Source organism: Azospirillum endophyticum (assembly GCF_016595245.1).
GTDB classification, from domain to species: Bacteria; Pseudomonadota; Alphaproteobacteria; order Azospirillales; family Azospirillaceae; genus Azospirillum; species Azospirillum endophyticum.
The window spans coordinates 113,322-129,415 of the sequence record NZ_JAENHM010000035.1; the positions used below are offsets into that span (position 1 = coordinate 113,322).

Genomic DNA, 16,094 nt, shown 5'->3' on the forward strand with positions numbered 1-16,094 from the left:
CTTCCGGAGTTTCCGTCCATGTCCTCCCCCAGTCTTGCCGGCCGCGACGACGGCCCCACGATCCCGATCCTGTTCCAATACGGCTTCCGCTTCTTCTTCCTGTTCAGCGGCGTGGCCGCCGTCGGCCTGCTGGGCGCCTGGCTGGGCGTGCTGGTGACCGGGGAATGGCCGGACCATGCGGTCGGCGCCAGCGCCTGGCATGCGCATGAGATGCTGTTCGGCACGGTGGTGGCCGCCGTCGCCGGCTTCCTGCTGACCGCGGTGCCGAGCTGGACCGGCACCAAGGCGGTGTCGGGGGCGCCGTTGATGGCGCTCGCGGCATTGTGGATCGCCGGCCGCGTCGCCGTCTTCCCGTGGACCGGCATGCCGGAACCGGTGGCGGCGGTGATCGACCTCGCCTTCCTGCCCGGGCTGGGGGTTGCGCTCGCCCGGCCGCTGGTGGCGGCGGGCAAGTGGCGGAACAGCGCCTTCCTGATCCTGATCGCCCTGCTGACCGCCGGCAATCTGCTGATCCACCTGGAATGGCTCGACTTGCTGGACGGCGGGGCGGAAGCCGGCTTCGCGCTCGGGCTCGGCATCGTCCTGATGATGGTGACGGTGATCGGCGGGCGCATCCTGCCGGCCTTCACCCGCAACGGTCTGGGCAAAGCGGGGCTCGGCGTCCGGTCCTGGCCGATGGTGGAGCGGCCGGTTCTGGTGCTGACGCTGACCCTGGTCCCGGCGACGATGGCGGCGCCGGACTCCGTGGTCACCGGGCTGATCGCGCTCGCCGCCGCCGTCGCCCATACGGTGCGGCTGGCCGGCTGGCAGGGGTGGAAGGCCTGGCGCTCGCCGATCCTGTGGATCCTGCATGTCGGCTATCTGTGGGTGCCTATGGCTCTGCTGCTGCGCGGGCTGCATGCCCTGGCCGGGTTGCCGGCGGCGGCGGGGACCCATGCGCTGACGGTCGGCGCCTTCGCCACGCTGATCCTGGCGGTGATGAGCCGCGCCTCGCTCGGCCATACCGGACGGCCGCTGGTGGTGTCACGGTCGACGGTGGCCGCCTATGTGCTGCTGACCGTCGCCGCGGTGGCCCGCACCGCTTCGCCGCTGCTGCCGGTGGAGTGGGTGTGGTCGGCGCTGCAATGCTCGGGCTATGCCTGGGTCGCGGCCTTCACCCTCTATCTCGTCGCCTATGCCCCGGTCCTGCTGTCGCCGCGGGCCGACGGGCGGCCGGGCTGATTGGGCCAAGCGGATATCGTGTCGGGCGGGGTTCAGGCCCCGCCGCGGAAATAGCGGTCGATGGCGTCGTTCATCTCGACCTCGCGGAACGGCTTGGTCAGGACCGGGCGGTCCTGATGGCTCAGCGGCAGGCCGGCGGCGCCATGGCCGGTGGTGAAGACGAAGGGGATGCCCTTGGCGCTCAGCGCGTCGGCGACGCTGTCGACGCGCTCGCCCCGCAGGGTGACGTCCAGCAGGGCGGCGTCGATGCCGCCCTTGTCGATCAGGTCCAGCGCTTCCGCCACCGTGCCGGCAGGGCCGACGACGCCGACATTCTGGACTTCCAGCGAATCCTCTATGGCCATGGCCACCAGCGGCTCGTCCTCGACGAGTAGGATGCGCAAAGGCTTGGATCGGTCGGCTTCCATGGACAGGCGGCTCGCTGCTGGTCGGGGCGGTGTTCTCGGCAGTGGTTGGCCGGCAGATGGGGATCGGGATCTCCTCCCGGCAACCGGCTTGAGCTTTTCCGTTCAGCCGTCCGCTTGTCCACCCCGACCTTGGTCATCGCCCATTGGGCCACCACCAAGCTGGGGCTGGACTATCACCCAAGATCATCAAGCGCCTGTTGGAGCGACGGATAGAGCGCCTCGACCAGCGATCCGTCCGGCCGCACCGGCGACGGCAGGACGTCGGCCCCTTCCAGCGCACGCGACAGCGGCAGGCCGCCGACCTCGACGAAGCCGCCGCGCTCGCCATACTGGCCGACGATCCAGTCCTTGACCGCCGGGTCGCCATCCAGCGCATTGTTGTGCGAAATCAACGCGTGGGTGCCGTCGTCTGACCGGCGGTACCAAGCCCGGCAGCCGTCGCCCAGGTCCATCGGCGTGAAGCCGGCACCGGCCATGGCCGTCCGCACCGCCATGCGGACCCCGTCGGTCCGCGGTCCGGTTCGCAACCCGGCCCCCGGCGCAGCCTTGGATCCGGTCCAGTGATCGAGATCGTCCGCAAGCTCGCTCATGTCGCCTCTCTGGTCGTGGTCCTGAAGGAACAACACGTCGGGGAGGCTTTTGTGCCATGCACACCTGTCCGAATGTGGAAGGGGCGACTGCCTGTTCGTGCCTGTCCCGCTGCCATCCTATCCGTTCAGACGTTCACCGGCTTGCGGTCGCGCAGTGCGGTGAGCGAGCGGTCGAACAGGCCGCGGAGCCGGTCCTCCTGTTCCAGAACCGCGGCGGAGGGAGCCTGTTCCAGCTCCTTCGCCAGCCGGCCGAGGGCCGCGGCGCCGAGGTTCAGCGAGGTGCCCTTCAACGTGTGGGCGGTGCGGTCGTGCGGCTCCCCTGCCCGGGCCTGGGCGACCATGCCGTCGATGGTCTTGCGCCCGTTGTCGGTGAAGCCGTCGACGGAGGCGCTCCAGTCATCGGCCGTCAGCACCTCCAGCAGCAGGGACAGCTGCTCCTCGTCAAGCAGATCTGGGTCCAGCAGATCGGCGTCCGACGGATCGGCGGCCGGGAGGTCGGGCATGTCGGTCACGGCAATCTCCGGAGCGGCCGGTTCGGGAAGGGAAGTGCCCGCAGGAGCGGCGGCGTCCAGCACCGACGCCATTTCGGCGAAGAGCAGGGTAGGGCGTAAGGGCTTGGTGACGAAGCCGTTCATCCCCGCCGACAGGCATTCCGGCCGCGAACTGCCCGACGCATGGGCGGTCAGCGCCAGGATGGGGACGCGGCGCTTCGGCTCGGGCAGCTCGCGCACGCGGCGGGTGGCGGTCAGCCCGTCCATGCCGGGCATCTGGATGTCCATCAGGACGAGGTCGAAAGACCGGTCGCGCACCATGCGCACCGCCTCGCCGCCGCTGGCGGCCAGCGCCACGCTGTGGCCGGCGCGTTCCAGGATGCCGCGGACGATGTCGCGGTTCACCTCGATGTCGTCGACCGCCAGGATGCGCAGCGGCGGCAATGCCGTGACGCGCGCCGCCTCGCCGACCCCCATGCCGTGACCGGGATCGACGCGGCGCAGCGCCGACGGATCGCCGGGGCGGGCGACGATGGTGAAGCGGAAGACGCTGCCGCGGCCGGGGGCGGTGTCGACCGCGATGCCGCCGCCCATCAGCAGGCAGAGGTCGCGGCAGATCGCCAGTCCCAGCCCCGTGCCGCCATAGCGCCGCGTGATGGAGCTGTCGGCCTGGGTGAAGCGGTCGAACAGGCTCGGCACCGCGTCGGGAGCGATGCCGATGCCGGTGTCCTCCACCTCGAACTCCAGCAGGAAGGACTCGGGATGTCCGCAGGGGGCGAAGGCGGGGGCGAAGGCGGGGGCGAAGGCGGGGACGGGGGCAGGGGTGAGGCCGCCGGAGTCGGGGTCCAGCCGGCGCACCCGCACGGCGATGTGGCCGTCTTCGGTGAATTTCACGGCGTTGCCGACCAGGTTGAGCAGGATCTGGCGCAGCCGGGTCGGGTCGGTGACGATCACCTCCGGCACCGACGGCATCAGCCGGGCCGACAGGGCCAGCCCCTTGTCGGTCGCGTTCGGGCGCAGCACCTCCAGCACGCCGTCGATCAGCCGGGGCAGGGCGCAGTCCGCCTCTTCCAGCTCGATGCGGTGGGCGTCCAGCTTCGACAAATCGAGGATGTCGTCCAGCAGCCGCAGCAGCGCTTCGGCGGAACGGCGGGCGACGTCGGCCAGCCGCTTCTCCTCCGCCGGCAGCGGTGCGTCGGCCAGCAGGGCCAGGTTGCCCAGGACCCCATTCATCGGGGTGCGCAGCTCATGGCTGACGGTCGCCAGGAACTCGGTCTTCGACCGGCTGGCGGCCTCCGCCTCTTCCTTGGCCAGCAGCAGCTGTTCGGCGGCGCGGCGCGGCTCGGTCACGTCGATGCACAGCCACAGCTTGCCGATGGCGGCCCCGGCGGCGTTGCGCACCGGCACATTGTGCCAGCCGACGATGCGTCCGTCGGTCAGCGTCATCTCGCGCCGCTCGTCGGCGTCCACCGCCGACAGCATGGCGTGGTCGGTGTCGCGCGGCGCATTGCCGGCATCGGCCAGCGTCTCGTCCAGCCGGCGTCCGACCGGCTCGCCGGCGATGATGAACAGGCAGGAAAAGGCCGGGTTGGCGTAGGCGATGCGCCCGTCGCCGCCGACGAACAGCACGCCGAAATCCATCGCCGACAGGAGGGCGGACAGGCGGGCGCGCTCCTGCTCCATGTCGTGGGCGAGCGCCTCCTGCTCGTCTAGCGCGACGGTCAGCTGGTCGACGCGTTCCTTGATGGCGTGCGACATGGTGTTGAAGGCGGCGCCCAGCCGGCCGATGTCGTCGTCGCCCTCCGCCAGCCTCGGCGGGCTGTAATCGCCGGCGGCCACCCGTTCGCTGGCCCGGGCCAGCGCCGCCAGATGGCGGGTCAGCCACAGGCCCAGCAGGGTCAGCAGCCCGGCCGACAGCAGGATCTCCGACAGGGCGATGGCGATGCCCTGGGTCAGCAGGTCGCGGCGCGCCTGGACGATGTGGGCCAGATCCAGTCCGAACTGCACCGCGCCCAGCTTCTGCCCGGCCAGCGACACCGGCACCGCCACGTCGTAGCGGGCGAGGCCGTCCTTGACGTCCAGCGTCAGGGCCGGGTCGGGATCGGGCAGCGCGCGGTCCCGCGGCCAGCCGCTGATCGCCACCAGCCTGCCGGTACTGTCGCTGACGGCGAGATAGAGGATCCCGCCGGTCGAGCGGCTTTCGTCCAGCACCGCCTGCAGGGTCGCATGGTCGCGCTGGGCCAGCGGCGCCACCAGCGCCGCGTTCAGCACCGGCGCCACCTGTCCGGCGTGCAGCTTGGCCTGCTCGGCGAGGCTGCCGTAGAGCAGGCGCACGCTGTTGGCGACCAGCAGCGTCAGCATGATCGCCTCGACCGCCATGGCGGCGGCCAGCATGCGGCCGCGCAGCGTCTTCCAGGGTGCCAGACGTGACAGGATCATTTCCCGGCCTTCAGGACGCGCCGAACCTCGTCGGCCAGCGGCTCCATCGCCGCCAGTTCCTCGTCGGTGACCGGACGGTAGCCGCCCAGCTGATTGACGTCGAAATAGCTCTTGCCCTCCGCCGTCTCGCCGAAGGCGAACAGGGCCTTGCGCAACGGCTCCGCCAAGGCCGACGCTTTGCCGTTCAGCATATAGACGCGGCCGGCCATCGGGCCGCTTTCGGCGATGGTGGAGAGCTGCGCCTGGACCTCCGGCGCCAGCTTGGCGCGATTGGCCCGCGACATGAAGCCGGCCGACGCATCGCCCGCCAGGATCAGCTGGGCGACGCTGTCGGCGGCGCTGACATAGCGGAGCTGGATGTCGGGCAGCTTGCCGTCGGCCAGCCAGTGCTGGCCCCACAGGGTCACCAGCGACGACGGGCTGAGTCCCAGCACGGTGGTGCCGGCCAGCGAGGCCGCCGTCCGGTACGGTCCCTTGGCCGCCGTCACCACCACGGCGCGGAAGTCGGACTTGTAGGTCAGCAGCGGCAGGTAGCCGGCATCCTCGCGCAGAAGCTGCGCCTGATGGCCGGTGGTCACCGCGATGTCGTAGTCCTGGTCGACCGCCCGGCGGGCGAAGGCGGTGAAGTCGGGCGCCGTCACGATCTCCACCGGCCGGCCCAGCGCCGCCTCCACCGCGCGGCGCACCGGCTGGTACTGTTCGATGATGACGCGGGCGCTGGTATGCGGAGCGATGCCGATACGGAACGCCTGCTCCTCGGCCGCTGCCGGGGGAATGCCCGCAAGGCCGCACAGGATGGCGGAACAGAGCGCGGCAAGACCGGTGAACAGACGCCTGGTCATGTGTTTAGGATCCCCACGATAAGCGGGCATGAAATGTCGGTGCACGAACGGACAGAATTCATGGCGGCGATGGCCCGGACGATGATTTAAAAGGGAAGATATAACATTCCATAAATGCCGCAATCAGGGGCAGGAGCCCAGAGAATCAGGGGGCTTCGCGCTTGCCAAGGCAAAGCTCCTGTGCTTCGCGGCGCCGGTGGGGCTTGGATTGTCGACTGTCGCGTCATTCCGCTTGCCGTCCGCAATCTTGGAAGGAAAGCGGGGCAAGATTCAGCAAGGGTCCGAGAAAGATCACGCTGCGTTGCGGGTCGGTCCGGTATGTGTCGGAGTTCCCCCACAGCCGCGATGGACCCCCGCCGTGCCGGAACGAGCCCTCGATCAGCGATCAGCCATCTGCCGCGCCATCCGTCTGCTGCGCGTCCATAGCCGCGGCTGCGACAGCATCGAGACCCGGCGCCTGCTGATCCACACCGAACGCTGGCTGGTCTGGATGCTGCGCCGCGAGGAGGGGGAGGATTTGCCGGTTCCGGCGGAGCTGGCGGGGTGACGGACCGGCAATGGGGCTGCCGGCACAGCGCCGACGCCCTGTCTTCGGTCCCTACTCCGAAGGGACGATGCTGATTGCGTAGGCTGCCGATTGTCGCGCGACACGCTACATCTGAACGATCGTCTTTTTCGATCGCATCGGATGTCCGCTGGATTGACTTCGCCCAATGATCCGCCGCCCCATCCCGGGGCCGTGCTGCGCGACCGCATTCTGCCCGAACTTCGGCTGACGGTGACCCAGGCGGCCCGGGAATTGGCGATCGCGCGCCAGACGCTCCATCGCGTGTTGGCCGGCAAGGCCGGCGTCACGCCGGAGATGGCCGCCCGCTTGTCCCGGCTCTGCGACATACCCGCCCGGTTCTGGCTCGACCTTCAGCTGGTACATGATCTCTGGTATGCGCAGCGTGCCCTTGGCGATACCCTGGACCGCATCCCGGCGCACGTTCTGCCAGCCCCCCTCAAGACGGACATCCTGACCCGCCATGGCTGCACCCACTGAACCGTCGCGCAAGGCGCGAACCGGCGTCGCCGGGCTCGACGACATCCTCGCCGGGGGACTCACCCGTGACCGGGTCTTCCTGCTCGAAGGCAGCCCGGGCACCGGCAAGACCACGGTGGCCCTGCAGTTCCTTCTGGAAGGGGCCGCCGCCGGGGAAACCGGACTCTACGTCACCTTGTCGGAAACCGAAGAGGAACTGCGCGACGCGGCGGCCACGCATGACTGGACGCTCGGCGCGGAGATCACGGTCTTCGAACTGGTTCCGCCGGAGAGCCTGCTCGACGGGGCCCATCAGCAGAGCCTGCTCTATTCCGCGGACCTGGAACTCGGTGAGACGACCAAGCACCTGTTCGAAGCGATCGAGCGGGTCAAGCCGATGCGGATCGTTCTCGACAGCCTGTCGGAAATCCGCCTGCTGGCCCAGGATTCGCTGCGATACCGTCGCCAGATCCTCGCCCTCAAGCATTATTTCGCCCGGCATGGCGCCACCGTCCTGCTGCTCGACGACCTGACGACCGATACTATGGACAAGACGGTCCACAGCATCGCCCATGGCGTGATCCGCCTGGAGATGGTGACCCCTGTCTATGGAGAAGAGCGGCGGCGGCTGCGCGTGCTCAAGTACCGCGGTCAGGCGTATCGCGGCGGCTATCACGACTATGCCGTCAAAACAGGCGGTATTCGTGTGTTTCCCCGGCTCATCGCCGCCGAGCATCGCACCGGTTTCGCCGGGGAACGTCTGGCCAGCGGCATCGCCGAACTCGATACGCTGCTCGGCGGCGGAATGGAACGTGGATCGAGTTCCCTCATCATCGGCCCTGCCGGAACGGGAAAGTCGCTGTTAACCGTTCAGTTCGCCGCCGCCGCCATCGCGCGCGGGGAGCGCGCCGCGCTGTTCGTCTTCGACGAGGAACTCGGGCTGCTGTTCGCCCGAACGAAGGCGATGGGTTTCGACCTCGAGGCGCTTCGCGACCGCGGCAGCCTGCTGATCGAACAGGTGGACGCGGCGGAGTTGTCTCCCGGAGAGTTCACCCACCGAGTGCGCAGCTGCGTCGAGCAGAATCACATCCGCACCGTGGTGATCGACAGCCTCAACGGCTATCAGGCGGCGATGCTGGAGGAGCAACTGCTCGTCATGCATCTGCACGAATTGCTGCTCTTCCTGAACCGGCAAGGCGTCACGACCTTCCTCACCATCGCGCAGCATGGCCTGATCGGCGACATGCAGTCGCCGGTCGACGTAACGTATCTCGCCGACACCGTCGTGCTGCTGCGCTATTTCGAGGCGCTGGGCCGGGTCCGCCGGGCGATTTCCGTGATCAAGAAGCGGGCTGGTCCGCATGAGGACACGATCCGCGAATATTTGGTTACCGATCGCGGCATCGCCGTGGGGCCGCCGCTGGTGGAGTTCCAGGGCGTGTTGCGCGGCGTGCCCGTCTACAGCGGCCAGGACATCCCGTTGATCCGGGACGATCCGGCGTGAGCGGGGGCCAGCATGAGCGGGCCGGCATGAGCAAAGTTGAGACCACGGAGCGCGCGCTGATCCTGGCGCCGCGCGGACGGGATGCCGCCGTCGCAGCCGCCCTGCTGGGCGAGATCGGGATCGCCGCGGAGACCTGTCCCGACCTGCCGGCATTGTGCCATGCGCTGGACGACGGGATAGGGCTGCTGATCCTGGTCGAGGAAGCCGTGCGCGCCGCCGACCTCCAGGGGCTCGTCGCCTGGATCGGCGCGCAGCCGCCCTGGTCGGATCTTCCGGTCGTGCTGCTCACCATGCGCGGTGACGGCGCCGAGCGGACGCCCGAGGCCGCCCGCCTGACCGAACTGCTCGGCAACGTCACCTTCATCGAACGCCCCTTCCACCCGACCACGCTGGTCAGCGTGGTGCGCACCTGTCTGCGCGGGCGCCGGCGCCAATTCGAGGCGCGGGCGCATCTGGTCGAGCGCGATCGCCTCCTGGCCGATCTGGCCGGCGAGCGGGCCCGCTTCACGACGCTGATCGAGCATCTGCCGGTCGGCGTCTCGCTGATGGACCGGGATGGCCGGATCATGCTGTGCAACCCGGCGTTCGAACGATTCGTGCCGGATGCGGTGATCCCGTCCCGGCAGCCGAGCGACGATCACGCCTGGATCGGGTATGACGACCAGGGGCGCCTGCTGTCCCAGGACCAGTTCCCCGGAGCGCGTGCCTTGCGCGGCGAAATGGTTCATGGCGTCGAGTTCACCCACCGGTTTCCGGACGGCTCCTCGACCTGGCTCCGGGTCAGCGGCGTGCCGGTGCGCGACGGTGCCGGCCAACTGGCCGGAGCGCTTGCGGTCATCGTCGACATCGGTGCGCAGAAGGCGGCGCAGGAGGCCTTGCAGCGTCTCACGACGACGCTCGAGGCCACGGTGCAGGAGCGCACCGGCGAGCTGGAGGCGACGCTGGAACGCTTGCGCACCGAGATGCGCGATCGCGAACGCGCCGAAGAGCAGTTGCGCCAGACGCAGAGGCTGGAGACCCTCGGCCAGTTGACCGGCGGCGTCGCGCACGACTTCAACAACCTGCTGATGGCGGTGCTCGGTAATCTGGAACTGCTGCGCAAGCGCCTTCCCGACGATCCGACGACGGAGCGCCTGTTCGACGGTGCCATGCAGGGGGCGCAGCGCGGGGCGACGCTGACCCAGCGGCTTCTTGCCTTCGCCCGCCGCCAGGACCTGCAGCCGCAGGCGGTCGACCTCACGGGTCTGCTGGATGGCATGCGGACCTTGCTGGAACGCTCGGTGGGGCCACGCGTGGTGGTGCGGATCGAGGCACCCGCCACCCTGCCGCCGGCCCTGATCGATCCGAACCAACTCGAACTGGCGATCCTGAACCTCGCCATCAACTCCCGCGACGCGATGCCCGATGGCGGCACCTTGACCGTGTCGCTGGACGAGACGCCGGTTTCCGTCTCCTCCGAGCTGCCCCCGGGCGCCCACCCGCATATCTGCGTGCGGGACACCGGCACGGGCATGGATGCGCGGACGCTTGCGCGGGCGATCGAGCCGTTCTTCTCGACCAAAGGCATCGGCAAGGGAACCGGTCTCGGGCTGTCGATGGTCCATGGCCTGGCGGTGCAGTCCGGCGGCGCGTTCCGGCTGTCGAGCGTGCCGGGAGAGGGTACGCTCGTCGAGCTGTGGTTGCCGAAGGCGACCACTCCGGTCCAGGTGGCGGAGCCGCCGGCGGCCGCGGCGGTCGACGCGTCTCCCGGCCTGGTCCTCGTGGTCGACGACGACATGCTGATCGCCATGAGCACCGTCGACATGCTGGCCGATCTCGGGCACACGGTCGTCGAGGCGAATTCGGGCAGCGAAGCGTTGGAAATCCTACGCAGCGGGCAACCGGTCGACCTGCTGCTGACGGACTATGCGATGCCAGGGATGACCGGCGTCGAACTCGCCCGGGCGGCCCAGGCCATGATTCCGGGCCTGCCGGTGCTTCTGGCGACGGGTTACGCCGACCTGCCCGACGGCACCGGCGCAGACCTGCCGCGCCTTGCCAAGCCCTACACCCAGAACCAGCTCGCCATGGCCACCGCCAAACTGTTGAGCAGGGCGACGGGGACTTCGGCGCCTCCCATGGAGAGCGACGGTCTCGACCCGCTCCAGCGCGCCGCACTGCACCGCTGAGAGTCCTTCCCATCGGCCGTGCTTCCGGCGATGGCACGCCAACGCAAACAGGCCCTTCCCGGTCGGGAAGGGCCTGTTTGCGTTGACGCTGTGACTGAACCGTACGTGGTCGGCCCGGCGCCTCAGGTCATGCCGCGCAGCTGCTCCGCCCGGTCGGAACGCGAGGCGGCGTAATGGTCCTTGGCCAGCAGGGTGTAGACCGCCGGCAGGACGAACAGGGTGAACAGCGTGCCGATCAGCATGCCGGACACGATGACCAGACCGATGGAGAAGCGGCTGGCCGCACCGGCGCCCGCCGCGGTCAGCAGCGGCAGCAGGCCGACCACCATCGCTGCGGTGGTCATCAGGATCGGGCGCAGGCGGACGCGGGCGGCATGCTCGATCGCGGTGCGGCGGTCGACGCCCTCGTTGAGCTGCATCTCGCGGGCGAACTCCACCAGCAGGATGCCGTGCTTGGAGATCAGGCCGATCAAGGTCACCAGGCCGACCTGGGTGTAGATGTTCATGGTGGCAACGCCGAAGAACAGCGGCAGCAGCGCGCCGCAGATCGACATCGGCACCGACACCAGGATCACCAGCGGGTCGCGCAGCGATTCGAACTGCGCGGCCAGCACCAGGTAGATCACGATCAGCGCGAAGGCGAAGGTGACCATCAGCTGGCTGCCCTCGGTCACGAACTGCCGCGATTCCGACAGGTAGGCGTGGTTGAAGCCGGCCGGCAGCTGGGTGCGGGCCTGCTCCTCCAGGAACTCGACGACCTGGCCCATCGACACGCCGGGCATCGGCACGGCGGAGAAGGTGGCCGAGGGGAGCTGGTTGTACTTGTTGAGCGCGTTCGGCTCGACGTCGGTTTCCACCGACACCACGGTGGACAGCGGGATCTGGGCGCCGGATCCTGAGGTGACGTAGTAGTTGGTCAGCGATTCCGGCGTCAGCCGCTCGGCCCGCGGCACCTGCGGAATGACCTCGTAGGAGCGGCCGTTCAGGTTGAAGCGGTTGACGTAATTGCCGCCGACCAGCACCGCCAGCGTGCTCGACACCGACTGCATGGTCAGGCCGAGGTCGGCCGCCTTGGCGCGGTCGATCTTCAGCCGCACCACCGGGCTGTCATATTGCAGGTCGCTGTCGGTGACGATGAACATGCCGCTCTTGGTGGCGGCGTCCTTGATCCGCTCGATGGCGTCGAAGATGGTGCGGTAATCGCCGGGGCTGGAGATCACCATCTGCACCGGCAGGCCGCCGGTGGAGCCGGGCAGGGCCGGCGGCGACACCAGGAACACGTTGATGCCCGTCACCTTGCCCAGCTCGGCCTGGGCCAGCGGCTGCAGTTCCTTGGCCGACCGCTTGCGCTCCGCCCACGGCTTCAGGATCATGCCGGCGAAGCCCTGGTTGAGGGTCGGCAGGCCGGTCAGGATGAAGCGGGTGTCGGTCTCGGGGAAGGAGGCGAAGGTCTCGTCGATCTGCTTGCCGAAGCTGTCGATGTAGTCGAGGTTGGCGTATTGCGGCCCCTTGGAGATGCCGAACAGGATGCCCTGGTCCTCCTCCGGCGCCAGTTCCGACATGGTGTTGGCGAACAGGTAGCCGACCGACAGCAGGATGCCGACCGCGAACAGCAGGGTCGCGGCGCGATAGTCGAGCATGCCGTGCAGCCGCCGCTCGTACCAGCCCGCCAGCCGTTCGAACTGACGGTCGAGGAAGGCGGCGAAGCGGCCCGGCTCCCCCTCCTTCAGGATGACGGAGCACATCATCGGCGACAGCGTCAGCGCCACCACACCCGACACGATCACCGACGCGGCCAGCGTGAAGGCGAATTCGCGGAACAGCGCGCCGGTCAGGCCGCCGAGCAGGCCGATCGGGGCATAGACCGCCGCCAGCGTGATGGTCATGGAGATGACCGGCCCGATGATCTCGCGGGCGCCGATCAGCGACGCGGCGACCTTCGACTTGCCGTGCTCGATATGCCGGTGGATGTTCTCCACCACCACGATGGCGTCGTCGACCACGAGCCCGATGGCGAGCACCATCGCCAGCAGCGTCAGCAGGTTCAGCGAGAATCCCAGCGCCAGCATGAAGGTGGCTGCACCGACGATCGACAGCGGGATGGTGACCACCGGGATCAGAACCGAGCGCAGGCTGCCGAGGAACAGGAAGATGACGACGATGACGATGGCGACCGCCTCCAGCAGCGTCTTCACCACCTCGTCGATGGACGCCTGGATGAAGCGGGTGCTGTCGTAGACGATCTCCATGTTCATGTTGGGCGGCAGGTTGCGCCGCAGGTCGGGCTCCATCTTGCGGATGTCGGCGACGATGTTCAACGGGTTGCCGGTCGGGGTGGCGTCGACGCCGATGAAGATCGCCTGCTGCCCGTTCATCGCCACGCTGGCGTCGAAGCTCTTGGAACTGAGCTCGACCGTGGCGATGTCGCGCATGCGCACCAGCGCCCCGTCCTTGGCCTTCACCACCATCTCGCGGAACTGCTCGACGTCGGTCAGGCCGGTGTTGGCGGTGACGTTGGCGATGACGAAGACGCCCTTGGTCTGTCCGGGGGCCGACTGGTAGTTGTTGGCGGTGATCGCCGCCGAGACGTCGGCCGGCGAGATGTTGCGCGCCGCCATCTTGACCGGGTCGAGCCACAGCCGCATGGCGAAGGTCTGGCCGCCCAGGATCTGGGCGCGGGCGACGCCCTCCACCGTGGACAGTACCGGCTGCACCACGCGTGTCAGGTAGTCGGAGATCGCCGCCCCCGACAATTCGGGGCTGGAGAAGCCCATATAGAGGATCGAGGTCGTCTCGCCGGTCGACTTCAGGATGACCGGGTCGTTCGCTTCGCGCGGCAGCTGGTATTTGACCTGCTGCACCTTCGCCATCACGTCGGTCATCGCGACGTTGGGGTCGAAGTTCAGCCGGACATAGGCGGTGACGACACTCTGCCCCTGGGTGGAGGAGGAGGTCAGATAGTCCAGCCCTTCGGCCGAGGACACCGCCTGCTCGATCGGCGTGGCGATGAAGCCCTGCATCAGCTCCGGCGAGGCGCCGGGATAGCTGGTGGTCACGGTGATGACCGTGTTCTGCAGCTGCGGATACTGCCGGATCGGCAGCTCCAGCAGCGCGCGGGCCCCAATCAGCAGGATCAGCAGGCTGACCACGACGGACAGGATGGGCCGGCGGATGAAGATGTCGGTGAAACTGCCCATGGCGTCGGCCTCAGTTCTGCGGCAGGGTCTGCGGCGGGGTCAGCGGGTTCGTCTCCGCCGGGACGACGGCGGCGCCGTTGGCGAGCTTCAGCTGGCCCGACACCACGACGCGGTCGCCGGGGTTGAGGCCGCTGCGGATCTCCACCTTGTTGGCGAGGCGGTCGCCGATCTTCACCGGCTTGCGCTCCACCACCAGCTGCTCCTTGCCGTCGGGGGTCTTCTGCGATTGGGCGACGAAGACCGAATCGCCGTAGACGGTGTAGTCGACCGCGGTTTCCGGCACGGTCAGCGTGTTGGGCTGCGGCGGCAGGACGACGCGGACGTTGGCGAACATGCCCGGCCGCAGCTGGCGTTCGCGGTTGTCCATGGTGGCCTGCACCTTGACGGCGCGGGTGTCGGCGCTGACCTGCGGTTCGATGGTGGTGATCTTCGCCTCGAAATCGCGGCCCGGCAGCGCGTCGACGTTGATCAGCACTCCCTGGCCGACCGACAGCTTGGTGAAGGACTGCTCCGGCAGGGTGAAGTTGATGTAGAGCTGCGACAGGTCGGTCAGCGTGACGATGGTGGCGCCCGGATTGACGTAGTCGCCGACATTGACCTGGCGGATACCCAGCTCGCCGTCGAACGGCGCCTTGATCAGCTTCTGGCCGATCAGCGCGCTGGTGCGCTTCATGTTCGCGTTGGTCTCGTCGAGCTGCGCCTGATACTGGTCGACGTTGCTCTGGGGCGTCGCCTGGCTGCGGCGCAGGTCGCGGTAGCGCTCCAGGTTCAGTTCGGCCAGACGCGCCTGGGCGCGCTGGGCCAGCAGGTCGGCCTGCTCGGTGGCGTCGTTCAACTGCACCAGCGGGTCGCCGGCCTTGACGCGGGCACCCGATTCGAAGGGGATGCGGTCGATGCGGCCGGCGACCTCGGGGGCCACCGTCACCTGGCGCGCCGCCTGCAGCGTGCCGATGGCCGTCAGGTATTTCGGCACGGTCTGCACCGTCGCCTCCGCCAGCGCCACCGGGGTGGGCGGCGGCTTGTTGTTGGCGAAGAAGTCGGCGATCGCCTTGGAGCGGAAGCTGTTGAAGCCGTAGAGCCCGGCGCCCAGCAGCCCCAGCACCACCAGCGTGATGACGATGCGCAGGGTCAGCCGGCCGCGGGTGACCGGCTTGCGCGGCGGCCGCGGCGGGGCAGGGGGAGCAGCCCCGTGGCCCGGCTCGGACGCCGGGTGGCCGAACGACGTCTCGGTCTTTGGCGAATGGTCCAGGGTCACGATCGGCTACTCCGGTCTCTCGGGTGTGGGGTGGTCGTTCTCGGGTCCGCCCTCAGGCGGGAATTTGGCAGGCAGGGATGTGGCAGGCGGTGATCGGGAAGGCACGGACGGAAAGCGTCCGCCCCGTTCCTGCGCGGCGATGGCCGCGTCGCTGAGCCCGAGCCCGCGCAGGATGAACCAGATGGTCTGGCGGGCAAGCTCGGGACGGCCGCAAGGATAGGGGACGATCGCCCCGCCGGACAGGCAGACGGTCGCCATCATCTCGCAGAGATGCTCGGCGAGCCAGAATCCGCTCTCGGCGTCGACCGGCCCCGGCACCAGATCGCCGCAGGCGACGGCGGCCTGGATGGAGGCGGTGAAGCAGGGCAGGAAGCGGCTGCGGATGCCCTCGAAGACCTGCCGCATGAACTCGCCGTCTTCCAGCAGGCTGATGATCGACAGGCGGTGGCGGGCGCGTTCGTTCGGATCGGCCGGCAGCTCGATCACGAAGTAGTTCACCATCCCCTGGATCATCTGCACCAGCGTGTCGGTGCCCGGTGACAGGGCCACCAGCCTCTCATATTCCGGGTCGCCGTCGATGCAGCAGAGGAAGATCGACTCGTACAGCGAGGCCTTGGACGGGAAATGCTTGAAGATCAGCGCCTCCGACACCCCTGCGGCCTGCGCGATCTCCTTGGTGGTGGTCGCGGCGAAGCCCTTGCGCGCGAACAGCGGCAAGGCGGCGTCGAGGATCGCCCGCTTGCGGGCGCTGCTGTCGAGGCGTGGGGCCATCGGGGGGTGCCGAAACAATCGCTTATGATAAGTAAGTGCTTACTCACCTCGTTGGCGGAGGTATAGCTTGGGTGCGACATCCTGTCCATGGGGTTTGGCGCAGCGGTCCGCACTCTCCTGCCCGGCCACTGACAAGAGCGGCCGGGAGGGCAGCCGGTGGCGACGCATCCAAGTGCGGGGATCGT

Annotated in this window: 12 protein-coding genes; 5 read left to right on the forward strand and 7 right to left on the reverse strand. The window is 68.6% G+C overall.

The features are described from left to right. Window positions 1–18: 18 nt before the first annotated feature. Complete coding sequence (locus JHL17_RS12400) at window positions 19–1,221, forward strand: NnrS family protein (RefSeq protein WP_200193478.1); 1,203 nt, start codon at window positions 19–21, stop codon at window positions 1,219–1,221. A gap of 32 nt (window positions 1,222–1,253) precedes the next feature. Here the strand turns inward: JHL17_RS12400 and JHL17_RS12405 are convergent, their stop codons facing one another. From JHL17_RS12405 to JHL17_RS12420, 4 genes are all read right to left on the reverse strand, one after another. Next, window positions 1,254–1,628 carry a response regulator gene (locus JHL17_RS12405; RefSeq protein WP_200193480.1) on the reverse strand — a complete coding sequence of 125 codons (375 nt, stop codon included), beginning with the start codon at window positions 1,626–1,628 and terminating at the stop codon, window positions 1,254–1,256. 173 nt (window positions 1,629–1,801) lie between these two features. Beyond that, window positions 1,802–2,218: a hypothetical protein gene (locus JHL17_RS12410; protein WP_200193482.1), complete on the reverse strand. Its 417-nt coding sequence runs from the start codon at window positions 2,216–2,218 to the stop codon at window positions 1,802–1,804. A 125-nt stretch (window positions 2,219–2,343) separates the two neighbouring features. After that, window positions 2,344–5,148 (reverse strand): response regulator, encoded by a 2,805-nt coding sequence (locus tag JHL17_RS12415; RefSeq protein ID WP_200193484.1) that lies wholly within the window; start codon window positions 5,146–5,148, stop codon window positions 2,344–2,346. Further along, on the reverse strand, window positions 5,145–5,990 hold the full coding sequence (locus JHL17_RS12420) for a phosphate/phosphite/phosphonate ABC transporter substrate-binding protein (RefSeq protein ID WP_200193486.1): 846 nt from the start codon (window positions 5,988–5,990) through the stop codon (window positions 5,145–5,147). The genes JHL17_RS12415 and JHL17_RS12420 overlap by 4 nt, the downstream gene beginning before the upstream one ends. Window positions 5,991–6,348: 358 nt before the next feature. On the opposite strand from JHL17_RS12420, the gene JHL17_RS12425 reads away from it, so the two are divergent. From JHL17_RS12425 to JHL17_RS12440, 4 genes are all read left to right on the forward strand, one after another. Continuing rightward, window positions 6,349–6,537, forward strand: coding sequence for a hypothetical protein (locus tag JHL17_RS12425; protein WP_200193488.1), 189 nt, complete (start codon window positions 6,349–6,351; stop codon window positions 6,535–6,537). 153 nt (window positions 6,538–6,690) lie between these two features. Continuing rightward, window positions 6,691–7,035, forward strand: coding sequence for a HigA family addiction module antitoxin (locus JHL17_RS12430; RefSeq protein ID WP_200193489.1), 345 nt, complete (start codon window positions 6,691–6,693; stop codon window positions 7,033–7,035). Then, on the forward strand, window positions 7,019–8,518 hold the full coding sequence (locus tag JHL17_RS12435; protein WP_200193491.1) for an ATPase domain-containing protein: 1,500 nt from the start codon (window positions 7,019–7,021) through the stop codon (window positions 8,516–8,518). The genes JHL17_RS12430 and JHL17_RS12435 overlap by 17 nt, the downstream gene beginning before the upstream one ends. A 26-nt stretch (window positions 8,519–8,544) precedes the next feature. Next, window positions 8,545–10,686 (forward strand): hybrid sensor histidine kinase/response regulator, encoded by a 2,142-nt coding sequence (locus JHL17_RS12440; protein ID WP_200193493.1) that lies wholly within the window; start codon window positions 8,545–8,547, stop codon window positions 10,684–10,686. A gap of 122 nt (window positions 10,687–10,808) precedes the next feature. On the opposite strand, the gene JHL17_RS12445 is transcribed toward JHL17_RS12440, so the two are convergent. The 3 genes from JHL17_RS12445 to JHL17_RS12455 are packed head-to-tail and all read right to left on the reverse strand — an operon-like array spanning window position 10,809 to window position 15,909. Beyond that, on the reverse strand, window positions 10,809–13,883 hold the full coding sequence (locus JHL17_RS12445) for a multidrug efflux RND transporter permease subunit (protein ID WP_200193494.1): 3,075 nt from the start codon (window positions 13,881–13,883) through the stop codon (window positions 10,809–10,811). Window positions 13,884–13,893: 10 nt separating this feature from the next. Further along, complete coding sequence (locus JHL17_RS12450) at window positions 13,894–15,138, reverse strand: efflux RND transporter periplasmic adaptor subunit (RefSeq protein WP_345773792.1); 1,245 nt, start codon at window positions 15,136–15,138, stop codon at window positions 13,894–13,896. A gap of 6 nt (window positions 15,139–15,144) precedes the next feature. Continuing rightward, entirely contained in the window at window positions 15,145–15,909 is a 765-nt protein-coding gene (locus JHL17_RS12455; protein WP_200193496.1) for a TetR/AcrR family transcriptional regulator, read from the reverse strand. Window positions 15,910–16,094 lie beyond the last annotated feature (185 nt).

What these genes read in the sequence shown, in the direction of transcription:
- JHL17_RS12445 (WP_200193494.1), bottom strand. Translation starts at nt 13,883, where the DNA reads ATGGGCAGTTTCACCGACATCTTCATCCGCCGGCCCATCCTGTCCGTC.
- JHL17_RS12400 (WP_200193478.1), top strand. Translation starts at nt 19, where the DNA reads ATGTCCTCCCCCAGTCTTGCCGGCCGCGACGACGGCCCCACGATCCCG.
- JHL17_RS12420 (WP_200193486.1), bottom strand. Translation starts at nt 5,990, where the DNA reads ATGACCAGGCGTCTGTTCACCGGTCTTGCCGCGCTCTGTTCCGCCATC.
- JHL17_RS12440 (WP_200193493.1), top strand. Translation starts at nt 8,545, where the DNA reads ATGAGCAAAGTTGAGACCACGGAGCGCGCGCTGATCCTGGCGCCGCGC.
- JHL17_RS12415 (WP_200193484.1), bottom strand. Translation starts at nt 5,148, where the DNA reads ATGATCCTGTCACGTCTGGCACCCTGGAAGACGCTGCGCGGCCGCATG.
- JHL17_RS12435 (WP_200193491.1), top strand. Translation starts at nt 7,019, where the DNA reads ATGGCTGCACCCACTGAACCGTCGCGCAAGGCGCGAACCGGCGTCGCC.
- JHL17_RS12405 (WP_200193480.1), bottom strand. Translation starts at nt 1,628, where the DNA reads ATGGAAGCCGACCGATCCAAGCCTTTGCGCATCCTACTCGTCGAGGAC.
- JHL17_RS12410 (WP_200193482.1), bottom strand. Translation starts at nt 2,218, where the DNA reads ATGAGCGAGCTTGCGGACGATCTCGATCACTGGACCGGATCCAAGGCT.
- JHL17_RS12455 (WP_200193496.1), bottom strand. Translation starts at nt 15,909, where the DNA reads ATGGCCCCACGCCTCGACAGCAGCGCCCGCAAGCGGGCGATCCTCGAC.